The organism is Pseudomonas sp. 05N431, from assembly GCF_056397005.1.
The window spans coordinates 148,545-165,051 of sequence record NZ_JBFTMN010000011.1 but is presented as its reverse complement, the minus strand read 5'-3'; the positions used below and the strand labels follow the sequence as shown (position 1 = coordinate 165,051).

At 58.5% G+C, this 16,507-nt stretch carries 16 protein-coding genes and 1 pseudogene; 7 read left to right on the top strand and 10 right to left on the bottom strand.

Annotated elements, in window-relative coordinates; all coding sequences use genetic code 11:
* The first annotated feature begins 4 nt into the window (after positions 1-4).
* The 4 genes from AC1DIG_RS20070 (at position 5) to bfr (ending at position 3,742) form a co-directional block, all read left to right on the top strand.
* A complete protein-coding gene (locus tag AC1DIG_RS20070) occupies positions 5-1,006 on the top strand; it encodes a DNA-directed RNA polymerase subunit alpha (protein WP_007924176.1) in 1,002 nt (333 codons plus the stop codon).
* 42 nt (positions 1,007-1,048) lie between these two features.
* Complete coding sequence (rplQ, locus tag AC1DIG_RS20065; protein ID WP_007924175.1) at positions 1,049-1,435, top strand: 50S ribosomal protein L17; 387 nt, start codon at positions 1,049-1,051, stop codon at positions 1,433-1,435.
* A gap of 238 nt (positions 1,436-1,673) precedes the next feature.
* Positions 1,674-3,122 (top strand): catalase, encoded by a 1,449-nt coding sequence (locus AC1DIG_RS20060; RefSeq protein ID WP_477768698.1) that lies wholly within the window; start codon positions 1,674-1,676, stop codon positions 3,120-3,122.
* A gap of 155 nt (positions 3,123-3,277) precedes the next feature.
* Positions 3,278-3,742, top strand: coding sequence for a bacterioferritin (gene bfr / locus AC1DIG_RS20055; protein WP_477768697.1), 465 nt, complete (start codon positions 3,278-3,280; stop codon positions 3,740-3,742).
* A 157-nt stretch (positions 3,743-3,899) separates the two neighbouring features.
* Here bfr and uvrA read toward each other — a convergent pair whose 3' ends face one another.
* Positions 3,900-6,734 (bottom strand): excinuclease ABC subunit UvrA, encoded by a 2,835-nt coding sequence (gene uvrA, locus AC1DIG_RS20050; RefSeq protein ID WP_477768696.1) that lies wholly within the window; start codon positions 6,732-6,734, stop codon positions 3,900-3,902.
* Positions 6,735-6,927: 193 nt separating this feature from the next.
* Here uvrA and AC1DIG_RS20045 point away from each other — a divergent pair, with 193 nt between their 5' ends.
* Together AC1DIG_RS20045 and AC1DIG_RS20040 are read left to right on the top strand one after the other, a co-directional pair.
* Entirely contained in the window at positions 6,928-8,325 is a 1,398-nt protein-coding gene (locus AC1DIG_RS20045) for an MFS transporter (protein ID WP_477768695.1), read from the top strand.
* Positions 8,326-8,334: 9 nt separating this feature from the next.
* Positions 8,335-8,856 carry a single-stranded DNA-binding protein gene (locus tag AC1DIG_RS20040; RefSeq protein ID WP_053162823.1) on the top strand — a complete coding sequence of 174 codons (522 nt, stop codon included), beginning with the start codon at positions 8,335-8,337 and terminating at the stop codon, positions 8,854-8,856.
* A 195-nt stretch (positions 8,857-9,051) separates the two neighbouring features.
* Here AC1DIG_RS20040 and AC1DIG_RS20035 read toward each other — a convergent pair whose 3' ends face one another.
* The 9 genes and pseudogenes from AC1DIG_RS20035 to AC1DIG_RS19995 all read right to left on the bottom strand — a co-directional run bounded on the left by AC1DIG_RS20035 (position 9,052) and on the right by AC1DIG_RS19995 (position 15,321).
* Positions 9,052-10,209, bottom strand: coding sequence for a glutathionylspermidine synthase family protein (locus AC1DIG_RS20035; protein ID WP_477768694.1), 1,158 nt, complete (start codon positions 10,207-10,209; stop codon positions 9,052-9,054).
* 12 nt (positions 10,210-10,221) lie between these two features.
* Entirely contained in the window at positions 10,222-10,950 is a 729-nt protein-coding gene (locus tag AC1DIG_RS20030; RefSeq protein ID WP_477768693.1) for a DUF1190 domain-containing protein, read from the bottom strand.
* 19 nt (positions 10,951-10,969) lie between these two features.
* Positions 10,970-11,398 (bottom strand): DUF350 domain-containing protein, encoded by a 429-nt coding sequence (locus AC1DIG_RS20025; protein ID WP_123423439.1) that lies wholly within the window; start codon positions 11,396-11,398, stop codon positions 10,970-10,972.
* Between the two features lie 13 nt (positions 11,399-11,411).
* On the bottom strand, positions 11,412-12,062 hold the full coding sequence (locus AC1DIG_RS20020) for a DUF2491 family protein (protein WP_477768692.1): 651 nt from the start codon (positions 12,060-12,062) through the stop codon (positions 11,412-11,414).
* Between the two features lie 85 nt (positions 12,063-12,147).
* Positions 12,148-12,285 (bottom strand): annotated as a pseudogene (locus AC1DIG_RS20015) (potassium channel protein); the annotation flags it as partial.
* A gap of 73 nt (positions 12,286-12,358) precedes the next feature.
* On the bottom strand, positions 12,359-12,922 hold the full coding sequence (locus AC1DIG_RS20010) for a rhomboid family intramembrane serine protease (protein WP_477768691.1): 564 nt from the start codon (positions 12,920-12,922) through the stop codon (positions 12,359-12,361).
* Positions 12,923-13,204: 282 nt separating this feature from the next.
* Positions 13,205-13,906: a PspA/IM30 family protein gene (locus AC1DIG_RS20005; RefSeq protein ID WP_477768690.1), complete on the bottom strand. Its 702-nt coding sequence runs from the start codon at positions 13,904-13,906 to the stop codon at positions 13,205-13,207.
* 19 nt (positions 13,907-13,925) lie between these two features.
* On the bottom strand, positions 13,926-14,603 hold the full coding sequence (locus tag AC1DIG_RS20000) for a YjfI family protein (RefSeq protein WP_019693866.1): 678 nt from the start codon (positions 14,601-14,603) through the stop codon (positions 13,926-13,928).
* A gap of 163 nt (positions 14,604-14,766) precedes the next feature.
* Positions 14,767-15,321, bottom strand: coding sequence for a cysteine hydrolase family protein (locus tag AC1DIG_RS19995; RefSeq protein ID WP_477768689.1), 555 nt, complete (start codon positions 15,319-15,321; stop codon positions 14,767-14,769).
* Between the two features lie 98 nt (positions 15,322-15,419).
* Here AC1DIG_RS19995 and AC1DIG_RS19990 point away from each other — a divergent pair, with 98 nt between their 5' ends.
* Positions 15,420-16,409 (top strand): GlxA family transcriptional regulator, encoded by a 990-nt coding sequence (locus AC1DIG_RS19990; protein ID WP_477768688.1) that lies wholly within the window; start codon positions 15,420-15,422, stop codon positions 16,407-16,409.
* The last annotated feature ends 98 nt before the right edge of the window (positions 16,410-16,507 follow it).

Sequence of the window (16,507 nt, the reverse complement as noted above, 5' to 3'; positions counted from 1 at the left end):
ATCCATGCAGATTTCGGTAAATGAGTTCCTGACACCCCGCCATATTGATGTGCAGGTTGTCAGTCCAACCCGCGCCAAGATCACTCTCGAGCCTCTCGAGCGTGGTTTTGGCCACACCCTGGGCAACGCGCTGCGCCGCATCCTGTTGTCCTCAATGCCCGGCTGTGCAGTAGTCGAGGCCGAGATTGACGGTGTGCTCCACGAGTACAGCGCCATCGAAGGTGTACAGGAAGACGTAATTGAAATCCTGTTGAACCTTAAAGGTCTGGCTATCAAGCTGCACGGCCGTGACGAAGTTACGCTGACCTTGTCGAAGAAGGGTTCGGGGGTGGTTACCGCTGCCGATATTCAGCTGGATCATGATGTCGAGATCGTTAATCCCGATCACGTAATCGCTAACCTGGCGTCTAACGGCGCCCTGAACATGAAGCTAGTAGTAGCTCGTGGTCGTGGTTATGAACCGGCCGACTCGCGTCAGAGCGATGAAGACGAAAGCCGCAGCATCGGTCGCTTGCAGCTTGACTCTTCGTTCAGCCCGGTTCGCCGTATCGCATACGTGGTGGAAAACGCCCGTGTCGAACAGCGTACTAACCTGGACAAGCTGGTTATTGATCTGGAAACCAACGGTACTCTGGATCCTGAAGAGGCTATCCGCCGCGCTGCAACCATTCTGCAACAGCAGTTGGCTGCGTTCGTCGACCTCAAAGGTGACAGCGAACCAGTGGTAATCGAGCAAGAAGACGAGATCGATCCGATCCTGCTTCGCCCGGTTGACGATCTGGAACTGACTGTACGTTCGGCTAACTGCCTTAAGGCGGAAAACATTTACTACATCGGTGACCTGATTCAGCGTACCGAAGTAGAACTGTTGAAGACTCCGAACCTTGGCAAGAAATCCTTGACTGAAATCAAGGACGTTCTGGCCTCCCGCGGTCTGTCCCTCGGCATGCGCCTCGACAACTGGCCGCCTGCAAGTCTTAAGAAGGACGACAAGGCGACTGCCTGATCGTCGTAATCACCGAACGTTGTGTTTGGTAAGGAATGAACCATGCGTCATCGTAAAAGTGGTCGTCACCTGAGCCGCACCAGCTCGCACCGCAAGGCCATGTTTCAAAACATGGCGGTGTCGCTGTTCGAGCACGAGCTGATCAAAACTACACTGCCAAAAGCTAAAGAACTGCGTCGCGTTGCTGAGCCGCTGATCACTTTGGCCAAGACAGACAGCCTGGCTAACCGCCGTCTGGCTTTCGACCGTACTCGTTCGAAAGCTATCGTCGGTAAGCTCTTCAACGACCTGGGCAAGCGTTACGCTACCCGTGAGGGTGGCTACCTGCGCATCCTCAAGTGCGGTTTCCGCGCTGGCGACAACGCGCCTATGGCGTACGTCGAGTTGGTTGATCGTGCTGTCGGCGGTGAAGCTGTATCCGCTGAGTAAGACGTCAGTCTGAAACGAAGAACCGGGCCTAGTGCCCGGTTTTTTGTGCCTGTAAGAAATGCGCTCTACATACAAGCTTCAAGCCTTTTCCTGTCTGCACTATAGGCGTGGGTTGGTAATTAGTATTTATCTATCGATGTCTGCAAGTTAATGAATTTGTGGCTGTCATATTGATGATTAATACTTCCCTCCAAGCCGATTAGCCGGCAGTTCCAAGACTGACACAGGAAGAGATCGCATGAGCCAGAATAAAACGCTTACCACTGCCAGTGGCGCGCCCGTCGCCGACAACCAGAATTCCCGTTCCGCTGGCCCTCGTGGCCCGCTGCTGCTCGACGACTTTCACCTGATCGAGAAGCTTGCCCACTTCAACCGTGAAAACATCCCTGAGCGCCGCGTACACGCCAAAGGCTCGGGTGCTTACGGTACGTTCACCGTTACCCGCGACATTACCCAATACACCAGTGCCAAGCTGTTTGAGTCCGTTGGCAAGCAAACCCCGACCTTCCTGCGTTTCTCCACCGTGGGCGGCGAACGCGGCTCTGCAGATACCGAACGCGACCCGCGTGGTTTTGCGCTGAAGTTCTACACCGAAGAAGGCAACTGGGACATCGTGGGTAACAACACGCCAGTGTTCTTCATTCGTGATCCTCTGAAGTTTCCGGACTTTATCCATACCCAAAAACGTTTGCCGCAAAGCAACCTGAAAAGCGCACAAATGATGTGGGACTTCTGGTCGCATTCGCCTGAGGCGCTGCACCAGGTCACCATCCTGTTTTCGGATCGCGGCATCCCTGACGGCTACCGGCACATGCACGGCTTTGGCAGCCACACCTACAGCCTGATCAGCGCCAAAGGCGAGCGTCACTGGGTGAAGTGGCACTACAAGACCAAACAGGGCATCAAGAACCTGGCGCCGGCAGAAGCTGCACGCCTGGCCGGTACTGATCCTGATTACGCTCAACGTGACCTGTTTGGTGCGATCGAGCGCGGTGATTTCCCGAAATGGCGCGTGTGCATTCAGGTCATGACCGAGACCCAGGCCGCGGCGCATTACGAGAACCCGTTCGACGTGACCAAAACCTGGTCGCAGAAGGAATTCCCGCTGATCGAGGTCGGTGAGCTTGAGCTTAATCGCAATCCGCAAAACTACTTCGCTGAAGTCGAGCAGGCGGCATTTGGTCCAAGCAACATGGTGCCGGGTGTGGGCTTGTCGCCAGACCGTATGCTGCAAGGTCGGGTATTCGCCTACGCCGATGCGCACCGCTACCGTGTCGGTACCAATCACCAGCAGTTGCCGGTGAATGCGCCGCGCAGCCCGGTCAACAGCTACCAGCGCGACGGCTCGATGGCATTTGGCAGCAACGGTGGCAGTGCACCGAACTATGAGCCTAACAGCTACGCCGGTGCACCGAAGCAAGCTCCACAATACGCAGAGCCAGCACTGGCCCTGAGCGGCGCGGCTGATCGTTACGATCACCGTGAAGATACGGATTACTACAGCCACGCCGGTGCGTTGTTTCGCTTGATGAACGATGAGCAGAAAACCCTGCTGATCAACAACATTGCCGGTGCTATGTCGGGCGTTTCCAGTGATGTGGTTCAGCGTCAGCTGCAGCACTTCTACAAGGCAGATGCTGCTTACGGAGAAGGCATCGCAAAGGCCTTGGGTGTACAGCTTAACTAAGTCTAAACGATAAGCAGAACCGCCCTCATTTTGGCGGTTTTTGCGTTATTTAAGCTACTTTTCTCGGAGTATCTTCGCTTTTATCGCGCTATTCGAGTGACCAATCAGTCCGCTTGGTTCAAACTACAGACTTTCAAGCAGGGAGATGTAGGGCGATGCAAGGCCACCCAGACGTAATCGATTACCTCAACACGTTGCTCACAGGCGAACTGGCAGCACGTGATCAATATTTCATCCATTCGCGGATGTATGAGGACTGGGGTTTTACCGAGCTCTACGAGCGCATCAACCACGAGATGGAAGAAGAGGCCCAGCACGCAGATGCATTGATGCGTCGGATCCTCATGCTCGAAGGCACGCCGCGTATGCGTCCAGACGATCTGGACATCGGCGCCACGGTGCCCGAGATGCTCGCTGCCGACTTGCGCCTGGAATATAAAGTCCGTGCCGCACTCTGCAAGGGCATCGAGCTCTGCGAGCTGCACAAGGATTACGTCAGTCGCGAGATCCTGCGGGTTCAATTGGCTGACACCGAAGAAGATCACACGTACTGGCTGGAGAAGCAGTTGGGTCTGATCAAATTGGTAGGCCTGGAAAACTACCTGCAATCGCAGTTCTAACTGCGATTGAATGTGGGAGCGAGCTTGCTCTCGATGAGGTCATGACATTCGACATTGATGTCGACTATTACTCTGCTATCGCGAGCAAGCTCGCTCCCACAAAAGCAAAAAGCCCCGGTCACTGATGAAGTGACCGGGGCTTTTTCATGCGTGGACGTTAAGCCCGATCGCGTTCCAGCAACGGCTTGAGGTAGAAGCCGGTATGCGACTGCTTCATCTCGGCAACTTCCTCCGGCGTACCCACTGCAATGATCTGCCCGCCCTTGGAACCGCCTTCCGGCCCAAGGTCCACCAGCCAGTCAGCGGTCTTGATCACATCCAGATTGTGCTCGATCACCACCACGGTGTTGCCGTGATCGCGCAGGCGATGGAGTACATCAAGCAACTGCTGGATATCCGCGAAGTGCAGGCCAGTGGTCGGCTCATCGAGGATGTACAGGGTTTTGCCGGTATCGCGCTTGGACAGCTCGCGGGACAGCTTGACCCGCTGGGCTTCACCGCCCGACAGGGTGGTCGCCGATTGCCCCAGTTTGATGTACGACAGGCCCACATCCATTAACGTCTGCAGCTTGCGCGCCAGCGCTGGAACCGCATCGAAAAACACCCGGGCTTCTTCGATGGTCATTTCCAGCGTTTCGTGGATGCTCTTGCCCTTGTACTTGATCTCCAGGGTTTCGCGGTTGTAGCGCTTGCTCTTGCAGACGTCGCACGGGACATAGATGTCCGGCAGAAAGTGCATTTCCACCTTGATCAGGCCGTCGCCCTGACAGGCCTCGCAGCGCCCGCCCTTCACGTTGAAGGAGAAACGCCCCGGACCATAGCCACGTGAGCGGGATTCCGGCACGCCGGCAAACAATTCACGAATCGGTGTGAACAGCCCGGTGTAGGTCGCCGGGTTGGAGCGTGGCGTACGGCCGATCGGGCTTTGGTCGATGTCGACGACTTTGTCCAGATGCTCAAGGCCCTTGATGCTGTCGTGGGCTGCGGCTTCCAGGGTGGTCGCGCCGTTCAGTGCGGTGGCGCTGAGCGGGAACAGAGTGTTGTTGATCAGCGTCGACTTGCCCGAGCCGGATACGCCGGTCACGCAGGTCAGCAAACCAATCGGAATCTCCAGGTCGACGTCGCGCAAGTTGTTGCCTCGGGCGCCCTTGAGCGACAGCGAGAGCTTCTTGTTGCGCGCTGTGCGTTTGGCCGGGACTTCGATCTTCACGCGGCCGGACAGGTATTTGCCGGTCAGCGAGTCAGGGTGCGCCATGACTTCGGCCGGGGTGCCTTCAGCGACAATATGACCACCGTGCACGCCAGCACCCGGACCGATGTCCACCACATAGTCGGCCAGACGAATCGCATCTTCGTCGTGCTCGACCACGATTACCGTGTTGCCGATATCGCGCAGATGCTTGAGCGTTCCCAGCAGTCGATCGTTGTCGCGCTGGTGCAAGCCAATCGACGGTTCGTCGAGAATGTACAGCACGCCCACCAGGCCGGCGCCGATTTGGCTGGCCAGACGAATACGTTGCGCTTCACCGCCAGACAGGGTGTCGGCACTGCGGTCCAGCGACAGATAGTCGAGACCGACGTTGACCAGGAACTGCAAGCGCTCTCGGATTTCCTTGAGAATCTTGTCGGCAATTTCACCGCGTCGACCGGTCAGTTTCAGCGTGCCGAAGTAATCGGACGCATCGCCAATCGGCAGGTTGGTCACCGCCGGCAGTGTCTTCTCGCCGACCCACACATGCCGCGCTTCGCGGCGCAGGCGAGTACCGCGGCAATCCGGGCAAGGCTGGGTGCTGAGGAACTTGGCCAGTTCTTCGCGTACTGACGCGGACTCGGTTTCACGGTAGCGACGGTCCAGGTTCGGCACGATGCCTTCGAACGGGTGTGAGCGTTTGACGATGTCGCCACGGTCGTTCAAATATTTGAAATCGACGTTCTGTGTGCCGCTGCCATGCAGGATGATCTTCTGCTGATCGGCCGGGAGCTGGTTGAACGGCACTTCCAGGCTGAAGCCGTAATGCGAGGCCAGTGAGCCGAGCATCTGGAAGTAGTAGACGTTGCGCCTGTCCCAGCCGCGAATCGCCCCTTCAGCCAGGGTCAGCTCGCCATTGACCAGGCGCTTGATGTCGAAGAACTGTTTAACTCCCAAGCCGTCGCAGGTCGGGCAGGCGCCGGCCGGGTTGTTGAAGGAGAACAGCTTGGGTTCCAGTTCGCTGATGGCGTGGCCGCAGATCGGGCAAGCGAAGCGCGCGGAGAAGATCATTTCTTCGCCCGGTTCGTCGTCCATTGGCGCGACCAGCGCAATTCCGTCGGCCAGTTTCAGCGCCGTCTCGAACGACTCGGCCAGCCGCTGTTGCAGATCGGCGCGGACCTTGAAGCGGTCGACCACGACATCGATCGAGTGCTTCTTCTGTTTATCCAGCTTCGGCAATTCGTCCAGTTCGAAGAGCTTGCCGTTGACCCGGGCCCGGACAAAGCCTTGGGCGCGCAGCTCTTCGAAGACCGAAAGGTGTTCGCCCTTGCGCTCGCGGATTACCGGTGCCAGCAGCATCAACTTGCTGCCTTCGGGCTCGGCGAGGACCAGGTCGACCATCTGGCTGACGGTCTGCGCTTCCAGCGGAATGTCGTGATCCGGGCAGCGCGGAATACCCACGCGAGCATAAAGCAGGCGCAGGTAGTCGTAGATTTCGGTAATGGTGCCGACCGTCGAGCGCGGGTTGTGCGAGGTCGACTTCTGTTCGATGGAGATGGCCGGCGACAGACCTTCGATGGTGTCGACGTCAGGCTTTTCCATCATCGACAGGAACTGCCGGGCATAGGCCGACAGCGACTCGACATAGCGTCGCTGACCCTCGGCATACAGCGTGTCGAATGCCAGGGAAGACTTGCCGGACCCGGACAAACCGGTGATGACGATCAGTTTGTCCCGTGGCAGGGTCAGGTCGATGTTCTTCAGGTTGTGGGTTCGAGCCCCACGAATCAGGATCTTGTCCAAGGTGGCCTCGCTTGGCGGGCGTCGAAAACGTAGGAGTATACGGGCAAATACTGGATGGATGCACACTATCAAATGACGCTTGCTGAACGGCGCCTGACAACGGCACGAGGCAGGCTCGCGACAAAGCGTCGCCCTATACCCCGTCAACCGATGGGACTGGTAGAATCGCCGCCGGTTCACATGAGGTTATTCCATGCACGATCCCCACAGCGAACGCATGAGTGGTGGCGAGACCCGCGCAGCAAGCGGTCTGGCCCTGGTGTTCGCCTTCCGTATGCTTGGCATGTTTATGGTGTTGCCGGTGTTGGCGACCTATGGAATGGATCTCGCAGGAGCGACCCCGGCCCTCATCGGTCTGGCGATTGGCGCTTACGGCCTGACTCAGGCGATTTTTCAGATTCCGTTCGGGATCATTTCCGACCGTATCGGTCGTCGCCCGGTGATTTACCTGGGGCTGATCGTCTTCGCCCTCGGTAGCGTTTTGGCCGCCAATGCCGACTCGATCTGGGGTGTGATCGCCGGACGCGTCCTGCAAGGCGCCGGGGCGATTTCCGCGGCGGTCATGGCCTTGCTGTCGGACCTGACCCGCGAACAGCACCGCACCAAAGCCATGGCCATGATCGGCATGACCATCGGTCTGTCGTTCGCCGTGGCCATGGTGGTCGGGCCGTTGCTGACCCGCGCCTTTGGTCTGTCCGGTTTGTTCCTGGCGACGGGCGGCATGGCGCTGTTTGGCATCGTGATCGTGATGTTCATGGTGCCGCGCGCCACCAGCCCGTTGCATCACCGCGAATCCGGCGTTGCCCGTCAGGCGCTGATCCCGACACTCAAGCATCCGGACCTGCTGCGCCTGGACCTCGGTATTTTTGTGTTGCACGCGATGTTGATGTCGAGCTTCGTCGCGTTGCCATTGGCGCTGGTCGAAAAGGCCGGGCTGCCCAAGGAGCAGCACTGGTGGGTGTACCTGACCGCGCTGCTGATTTCGTTCTTCGCCATGATCCCGTTCATTATCTACGGCGAGAAGAAACGCAAAATGAAACGAGTTTTACTTGGTGCGGTCAGTACGCTGATGCTCACTGAGCTATTCTTCTGGCAGTTCGGCGACAGTTTGCGGGCTCTGGTGATTGGTACGGTGGTGTTCTTCACCGCGTTCAATCTGCTCGAAGCTTCGTTGCCGTCGCTGATCAGCAAGGTTTCACCGGCAGGCGGCAAGGGTACGGCGATGGGGGTTTATTCCACCAGTCAGTTCCTCGGTTCGGCACTGGGCGGGATCATGGGCGGCTGGATGTTCCAGCATGGCGGTCTGTCGGCTGTGTTCCTTGGATGCGCAGGACTGGCTGCCCTCTGGTTGGCCTTTGCTGTTACCATGCGTGAACCTCCCTATGTGACGAGCCTGCGCTTGCCGTTATCGCCTGAAGCGATCCGCGAAGCTGGTTTGGTCGAGCGCCTGCTGGCCGTCGTTGGGGTAACAGATGCAGTGGTGGTTGCTGATGAAGCGGCCATTTACATCAAATTGGACACCGAACTATTGGATCGCACGACCCTCGAGAGCCTGGTCAACAACCCGGCCCCGACCGCGTGCGAAGCCTAGGAGAACGTTATGGCCCGTGGGGTTAACAAAGTCATATTGGTCGGCACTTGCGGCCAGGATCCCGAAGTTCGCTACTTGCCTAACGGTAACGCCGTGACCAACCTGAGTCTGGCGACCAGCGAACAATGGACCGACAAGCAAACCGGCCAGAAAGTCGAAAAGACCGAATGGCACCGTGTATCGATGTTCGGCAAGGTTGCGGAAATCGCCGGCGAATACCTGCGTAAAGGTTCGCAGGTCTACATCGAAGGCAAGCTGCAAACCCGCGAGTGGGAAAAAGACGGTATCAAGCGTTACACCACTGAAATCGTGGTCGACATGCAAGGCACCATGCAACTGCTGGGCGGCCGTCCACAGGGCGACCAACAGGGCCAGGGCGGCGGTAACAACTACCAGCAATCCGCTCCGCGTCAGCAAGCTCCGCGTCCGCAGCAGTCGGCTCCGCAACAGCGTTCGGCTCCGGCGCCACAGCAGGCCGCACCGCAGCCAGCTCCGGATTTCGACAGCTTTGATGACGATATTCCGTTCTGATTTGTCGCTGAATCCGTTCTAAATAAAAAGGCCCGTCGCTTGATGCGATGGGCCTTTTTTGTGGGAGCGAGCTTGCTCGCGATGACGGCATAACATTCAACATCAATGTTGACTGACCCACCGCTATCGCGAGCAGGCTCGCTCCCACATGGATTGCGCTTAACTGACTGGCATTTGCCTGCTGGGCGAGGTTTTTCAGTCGAGTATCAGGTGCGGCAAAAACCGGCTTGAGTCTTTGGTGATCAGGCTGTTGTCCTCGCGCACACCAATGCCCGCGGCCTGATCGCCAATCACCCAGGAGCCGATCAGCGTGTAGCTGTCACCGAACTTCGGCAGCGGGGCGAACTCCTGGAGGATGAACGGTGCATCGGTGTACGGCCCGTCTTCCTTCACGACCAGACCCTCCGGGGTCTGCAGTTCGATGTTGGCGCCTTCGCGGGAGAAGAACGGCTTGCGCACCCAGCCCTTTGGCACCGCTTTGCCGGGCTCGGGATCCAGGTGCGTGGCGAGCAGGTTCGGGTGCCCTTTGTTGAACTCCCACAGCAGGGGCAGGATGCCTTTGTTCGAGATGATCGATTTCCAGGCCGGCTCGAAAAACTGCGTGTCACTCTGGGCGATGGCCTCACCAAATGGCTCGTGGAAAATGAATTCCCAGGCGTGCAGTTTGAACAGGTGAGGGATCCAGCGTTCTTCGAGATCGACGAAGCGTCCTTCGCTGTTGAGGCCGATGTCTTCGATATCGATGTGGCGTGACTCGATCCCGACTTTTTCCGCGATCAGCCGCAAGTAGTCGGTGGTGCCCTTGTCTTCGACCGATTGTTTCATCGAGGCGAAGTAGAAAGGCTGTTTGATCTGCAGCTGCGCAAAGGCCTGATGCAGCTTGGTGTCGATGCTGTTGAACTGGTCGGCATGGCTGGGCAGCAAGCCGCGCTCGATGCATTGCTCCAGCCAGCCCCACTGAAACGCCGAGGCCTCGTACAAACTGGTGGGCGTGTCGTAGTTGAGTTCCAGCAATTTGGCGGGGCTGGTGCCGTTGTAGGAGAAGTCCAGGCGACCGTAAAGGTGCGGATGGCCTTCGCGCCATGAAGTGCGAATCATATCGAAGAAGGGCGCCGGAATGCTCAGGCGCTCCAGCAGTTCTTCGCTCTGCACCACCCGGTCGACCAGGTCCATGCACATCTCATGGATCTCGGTAGTCGGGTCTTCGAGATCGTTCTCGATCTGCTTGAGCGTGAATTGGTAATACGCGCTCTCGTCCCAGTAGGGTTCGTCGTCGATGGTGTGAAACATGAAGCCGAGGTTTTCGGCGGTCTGCTTCCAGTCGTGACGTTCCTGGCAGAGGATTTTCTTCATGGCGCTCGCTCCTTAACTGCTCGATCGACCGAAACTGCTCGAGCCGCCCCAGCCGCTGCGGGCGCTGGCCTGACTACCAAAACCGCCCCGGGAAGTGGATGAGGATACCGAGATTGGCTTGGAGCTGCTCGACTTGAACGTGGAGCTGCTGTAGCCACTACCGTATTTCGCCTGGTCCGATTTGGTGAAGCTCGATCCGGTGGCGATGCGCTGGCTGAGCGTCGACGATGAGTAATCGCCACGTGAGTCGCGGTAGCGGTAAACCGGTTCGGAGTTGTAGCTGCCCCGGTTGCTGTTCAGCATGTTGCTGATCAGCATGCCGGCCAGAAGACCGTTAACCATTCCTCCTGAACCGCCTGAGCTCACTTCGGAGGCGGGCAGTTGGGCTCTGGCGGCGTCCAGCTGGGTCTGGGTGACCTCGCCATTGGCTGCCAGCTCGAAGCCGCCGAGCTTAGGAATGAACTTGCCGGTGGAGTCCTGCTGGCACCAGTCGGCGACAAAGTCGGCGTCGCAATCGGCCTGGCTGTCGTACAGCGGCGCAATGCGACGGTGTTCGGTGAGGGCGGTCATGTAGGCATTGGAGCAGACACTCACCGGAAGCTTTTGATCCACGCACTGCTGCACGGATTGAAAGTTGAACTTCTGATTCACTGCGTAGGTTTTTTCTGTCGGCCCGCAACCTGATATCGCGACGGCGACCGATGCTGCCAGGGACAGTTGAACGTACTTGCTTCGTTTCATCATTGCCTCCGTGGCGCGATCAGTTCTGCGAAGGGGTCATGCACGCAGCATTGAGCAGGCCAACGCTGATGGCGACGGCTGCGACGTAGATGGCGGCAGCGATTTCACCATTACGGATGCGTTCGGAGGTGCCTTTGAGCACCAGGCTGGTCATCAGGAATGCCAGCAGTTGCACCACTGCGGCAATCAGTGCCCATACCGCGAAGTCCAGCAGGCTGACCGAGTAGGCAATCACATTGCTCGCCGGGATAGCGAAACCGATGATGGCACCGGACAGGGCGATGGCGGCCGCGGTGTTGCCGGAGCGAATCAGTTCGAACTCTTTGTGCGGCGTGATGCGGGTGTAGACGAACTGGAAAATCGCGAACAGCAGGGCGGCGCCGATGATGTACGAAACAAATCCCAGGACGGCGGCTTTGTTCAGCGAGACGGAGAGTGCTTCTAGCATGGGCTGTTCCTTTTTAAAGAGTAGTGAGGTCGGTGGTGTACAGCGAGATACCCAGTGAGGTGCTCAAGCTGATGCTGCCTTCGGCGTCTTCTTCCACCGAGAACAGCAGGAATTCGCGGCGGTCGGTCAGGCCGGTCTCGCGGGCGTAGAGCATCGAGCGATGTTCCACGACGTAGGACTGATCCGGATTGCTGACCTGCTCGGTGAAGGCCACCAGCTCGGTCTGCCCGGCCTCGGAGCCCCATTCGCGGGTGTATTCGACGCCGTCATGGGTATAGGTCGGCAGGCCGATCAGGCTGTCCGGCCCTGCGAGCCTGCGCAGTTCGGCTTCACTGTTGAGGGTGACGTAGCTTAGGTAATTGAACAGGATCACCGACTCGACCTGGCCGGCGATGGCGCCGGTGGTGTGGACCTGCAGCCAGAAGTCTTCGTCGTCCATGTAGTAGCGCGAGAGCCAGGTCGACTGGCCGAGGTCGACAGTGCCGACGCTCCAGATCTGCTGGGTGCCGGGAATGACTACGCTGGTTTTTTCGTCAAGCAACAGCTTGAGCGTGGTGTCGAACATCAGCGCTTTTCCCTGGCCGAGCCCGAGGGGGCCGGCAACCGGTGCACTGTCCTTGGGTGTCGGGGCTTCGAGGCCCATCAACTGTTTAAACCATCCCATGGGTGATTTCCTTCAGGCGGGTGGAAGGGATATAGATACGTTCGCCACCCGGGACGCGGGTGGCGCCGGGCGGGTTGATCGAAGGCTGTTGACCGATGAGGAGCGCCAACTCGCCCAGGCAGGCGGTGGCAGCGTGTACGCCCAAGGCAATGGCAAGGCCGGCCCATCCAGACTTGTGGAAGGGCGACGCTGCGTACATGCGTAACAAGAGGAAAATCGACATTTGTCCCTGGCTCCCTGGGGTGACGCGTCCTTGACGAATAAACCCGCCGTGGACCATTTTGGTGCCCGCTTGTTTACCGGGTTGCATTAGACCTGCTGCGCGGCCTGGAGAGAAGTAGCCGTGCTGCAATAAATCCAGCGAATGCGCCGCTAATATGCCCTTCAAATGAGGTACCCTGGCGCGGAATAAAGCCAAAAATCAGGCTTGCATAGATGAATGCGACAATGCCGGCGATCAGTACGTTGCTCCAGCTGCGATGGAACCAGGCACGCGCCAGAAGGTACGCCCAGAGGCCAAAGACCCAGGCGCTGGCGCCTACATGAACGCCGTTGAAACCGAACAGCCAGACCAGCGCGCCGCCGACCAGAATAATGATCGCGCTGACGGCCGCAAAGCGTTTGAAACCCTCGGCGATTACCAGGGTTCCCAGCACCAGGAACGGCACCAGATTGGCGATCAAGTGCGCAAAGGACACGTGCAGGAACGGTGAGGTCACAATTCCGACAAGGCCGTGGGCAGTTCGGGGGACCAGGCCGAACATCGTCAGGCCGTAGCCTGTCAGCACATTCAGCAGCTGGATCGCGACCATCAGCATGGCCAGGCCTGCGATGATCTTGAAGCCGGTTACCCTGTCCATCCTTGTCCTCGAATCAACAAAAAGAAGGGCACGCCGGTGAATGCCAGTCAGTTACGCCGTAACGCGACCTGTAGCAGCTGGCGAAGCCTGCGTTCGGCGGCGTAGCCGTCGTGAGCTCTACTTGCACTGTCTGCCTGACGTAACGCATACCCTGATTTTACGACTGCTTCGCAGCCGAACGCAGGCTTCGCCAGCTGCTACGGGTCATGCGTTGCACTCGGAGTCCCTTAACTGTCTGGCATTACACCGGTGCCCTTCCTTTTGAATGAGTGCGTAAGCCGGTTACTCGGCCGATTGTTTTTTCAGTCGGTCCAGAATTGCGTTTGCGCTGCCTTGGTCCGGGGTGATTCCGGCTTCGCGCAGCTTGCGCTCCAGATCGTTGCCGGTGGACGCGTCCGCCAGTTCGTCGCTCGCTTCCAGCTCGGCAGCCCGTTGTTCCTGCTTGGCTTGCAGGCGATTCAAGGTGCCGACGGCGGTTTCCAGTTTGCCGTTGGCGCCGCCGCTGGCGATGGAGGCGCTGACCTGCGCTTTCTGCACGCTTTCACGGGCCTTGGCCATGTCTACTTGCTGGCGCAGGCTCTTGATGCGGGCTTCGGCCTTGGTGATGTCCTTGCGCATTTTGTCGGCGTAGGCGCCGAACTCGGTGGTTTGCTTCTGTTCGCCGTCGAGTTCGTTGGTCAGGGTCGAAATGGCTTCGGCCACTTCCAGTGCCAGGTCTTCACGGTTGGCCTGGAGCGCGGCCATGGCCTTGGATTCCAGGTCCTTGATCTTGGCGTTGTACTGCGCTACGCGTTCAGCCGAGAGTTTGTGCTTGGCCATGATGGTGACCAGTTCGCGCTTGGCGTTGGCCAGGGCGCTGTCGGCGTCGCGGATTTCCTGATCGAGGATGCGCAGGGCCTGTTGGTCGGCGATGGCTTCGCCGACTTCGCTGGCGCCGCCACGCAGTGCGGTGAACAACTTGCTCCAGATCGATTGGTTTTGCATGACTCGGTACTCCCGAAAATTAGTTGAAGAAGCCTTCGAAGGCTTCGCTGGCGCGCTGAACGTTGTCGACGAGGGTTTTGATCTCGGTTACGACGTTGGTCAGGCTGGACTCGGAACTGAGCGCACCGAACATGCTGTAGACGGTCTGGCCGTTGGGCATGGATTCGATACCAATCGACGACAGCGGGAACATTTCCCGGCTGCGCAGCACGGCATCGTTGAAGCGCTGCACGTCCTTGATGGATTCGAGATCGACCAGCACGGTGTCGACGATGATTTGCTCGCCGACGACCGCGATGTAAATCGGCAGCCCGCCAAACTCGTTCATTTCAAGCTTGATGCTCTGCTCGGAGCCTTGAATCAACGTCAGGGTGATTTCGTTGGATACCACCTCATCAAGGGCCTGCAGGGCGCTGAAGAGGCGATCGATGTTCCAGTTGTTACCTGCGCTCATGTAATCCTCCAACATGAATGAACCAGCCAGGATCGGCTGGCGTAGCTGTTTCTCCATTTGCTTGAGCAGGCTCCGGTTTTCGGGAAGCACCCAAGTTTCATGTTTCACATAGCCGGCGGCGCTAAGTCCTCCGCGCATCTGCTTCATATAGAAGCTCGATGGTTTTTTCGCGGAAGGTTTCGAGCGCTCTCCCTGGCTGCTCGCGGGTGTTGTGTCTGAGGCTGCTGGAGAGCGACGTTTCATTGCAGTGGCTCCGCTTTTTTGTATCACGCGTGATAACACTACAGATAAATTCAAGCGCTCTCAACAACTCACGCGTGAGATTTTTAATCGACTGATTTTCATCACAAAAAAAGGCCCGCAGCGTGTCAGTGCTGCGGGCCTTCGGGTCTTGCCGGGGTCAGATTCAGTGATTGGTCGCCAGATAATCATCGGTGGAAACCACCGTTGCGTAGGCAAAGCCCAGGGCCGACATGAACGCGGCATGCACCTGGGCGGCCGGGACGGTCACGCCGTTGAACTCCAGGTCTCGGGTGGCGCAGGCGTCGTGGATCACCGTGACGCCGTAGCCAAGATCGGCCGCGGCACGTGCGGCGCCATCGATGCACATGTGGCTCATGCTGCCGACGATCACCAGGTTGTCGATGCCGTGTTGGTCAAGGATCGACTCCAGTTCGGTTTCGCGGAATGCGTTGACGAAGTGTTTGAGCACCACCGGTTCATGGCTGTGGTTGCGGACTTTTGGGTGTAACTGCGCGCCCTCTGAGCCCGGAGTGAAAAACGGCGCGGTGTCAGAGGTGAATTCATGGCGGATATGCACCACCTGATCACCGGCATCACGGAAGGCCCGGATCACCCGCGCGGCGTTGTCGGCAGCCGCGTCGGCCCCGACCAGCGGCCATTTGCCTTGGGGGAAGTAGTCATTCTGGATATCGACTACGATGAGTGCTTGCTTGGCCATGGGTGTTTCCTCGGAAGGGTTGGTGTGGAACGAAGTATTGGGTTTCACCGGCCGTTCGAGGATTGGCCGCACCGACAATAAAAGGGGGAAAACTGACAATGGGCGTAGAACGCGCAGTCGCCGAGTTGGGCGTGCTGATCTATCCCGGCGCGCAGATGGCGGCGGTGCATGGTTTGACGGATTTGTTCGGAGTGGCGAATCGCATCGCCGCCGAGCATCAGAGCGCGCAACTGCCATTGTTGCGGATCAGCCACTGGCAGGCTGATGCCGAGCATGCGCCTCAACGCATTTACGACAGTCATCCCGCTGCCGACGGTGCGCTGATTGCGCTGTTGATCCCGCCATCGATTGGCGGATTTTCAGAAGGCCAGGCAGCGCCAGCGCTGATCCAGTGGATTCGCCAGCAACACGCGACCGGTGCGACCCTTGGCGGGGTTTGCGTAGGCTCTATTCTGTTGGCCGAAAGCGGCCTGCTCGACGGTCGCCGCGCCACTACTCACTGGACCTCGGCGAAAAAATTCGCCGAGCGTTACCCGAAGGTCACGCTCAACGCCGACAAGCCCATCGTCGACGATGGTGACCTGATTACCACCGCGGGGTTGATGGCCTGGTCGGAGCTGGGTTTGCGGCTGGTCAATCGTCTGATGGGGCCGAGTATTGCCACCAGTACCGCGCGTTTTCTGGTGATCGAACACAGCGACAGTGCGAGCGAATGCGGCAGTAACTTCGCACCGATTCTGAGTCATGGCGATGCAGCGATTCTCAAGGTTCAGCATTGGCTGCAAGCCAATGGTGCGGTGGAGGTGTCGCTGAGCGTAATGTCGCAGCAGGCAGGGCTGGAAGAGCGGACGTTCCTGCGGCGCTTTCGAGCCGCGACCGGTTTGAAACCGACCGAATACTGCCAGCACCTGCGAGTCGGCAAGGCCCGGGAAATGCTCGAGTTCACCAACGGCACCATCGATCACATCGCCTGGAACGTGGGGTATTCGGACCCGAGTGCATTTCGCTCCACGTTCAAGAAAATCACCGGCCTGGCGCCGAGCGATTATCGCGCACGATTCGGGGTGACGCCCCCCGCACGGCAATAAGCAACACGGCCCCCGTAGCCCCGTAGCAGCTGCCGAGCCCGCGAGGCTGCGTTCGGCTGCGTAGCAGTCGTGAAATCAGGCTATGCGGTCTTTCAGTT

Bases quoted from the DNA above. Each gene is read 5' to 3' on its own strand.
- AC1DIG_RS20070 (WP_007924176.1), top strand. From the start codon at position 5: ATGCAGATTTCGGTAAATGAGTTCCTGACACCCCGCCATATTGATGTG.
- rplQ (WP_007924175.1), top strand. From the start codon at position 1,049: ATGCGTCATCGTAAAAGTGGTCGTCACCTGAGCCGCACCAGCTCGCAC.
- AC1DIG_RS20060 (WP_477768698.1), top strand. From the start codon at position 1,674: ATGAGCCAGAATAAAACGCTTACCACTGCCAGTGGCGCGCCCGTCGCC.
- bfr (WP_477768697.1), top strand. From the start codon at position 3,278: ATGCAAGGCCACCCAGACGTAATCGATTACCTCAACACGTTGCTCACA.
- AC1DIG_RS20045 (WP_477768695.1), top strand. From the start codon at position 6,928: ATGCACGATCCCCACAGCGAACGCATGAGTGGTGGCGAGACCCGCGCA.
- AC1DIG_RS20040 (WP_053162823.1), top strand. From the start codon at position 8,335: ATGGCCCGTGGGGTTAACAAAGTCATATTGGTCGGCACTTGCGGCCAG.
- AC1DIG_RS20035 (WP_477768694.1), bottom strand. From the start codon at position 10,209: ATGAAGAAAATCCTCTGCCAGGAACGTCACGACTGGAAGCAGACCGCC.
- AC1DIG_RS20030 (WP_477768693.1), bottom strand. From the start codon at position 10,950: ATGAAACGAAGCAAGTACGTTCAACTGTCCCTGGCAGCATCGGTCGCC.
- AC1DIG_RS20025 (WP_123423439.1), bottom strand. From the start codon at position 11,398: ATGCTAGAAGCACTCTCCGTCTCGCTGAACAAAGCCGCCGTCCTGGGA.
- AC1DIG_RS20020 (WP_477768692.1), bottom strand. From the start codon at position 12,062: ATGGGATGGTTTAAACAGTTGATGGGCCTCGAAGCCCCGACACCCAAG.
- AC1DIG_RS20010 (WP_477768691.1), bottom strand. From the start codon at position 12,922: ATGGACAGGGTAACCGGCTTCAAGATCATCGCAGGCCTGGCCATGCTG.
- AC1DIG_RS20005 (WP_477768690.1), bottom strand. From the start codon at position 13,906: ATGCAAAACCAATCGATCTGGAGCAAGTTGTTCACCGCACTGCGTGGC.
- AC1DIG_RS20000 (WP_019693866.1), bottom strand. From the start codon at position 14,603: ATGAAACGTCGCTCTCCAGCAGCCTCAGACACAACACCCGCGAGCAGC.
- AC1DIG_RS19995 (WP_477768689.1), bottom strand. From the start codon at position 15,321: ATGGCCAAGCAAGCACTCATCGTAGTCGATATCCAGAATGACTACTTC.
- AC1DIG_RS19990 (WP_477768688.1), top strand. From the start codon at position 15,420: ATGGGCGTAGAACGCGCAGTCGCCGAGTTGGGCGTGCTGATCTATCCC.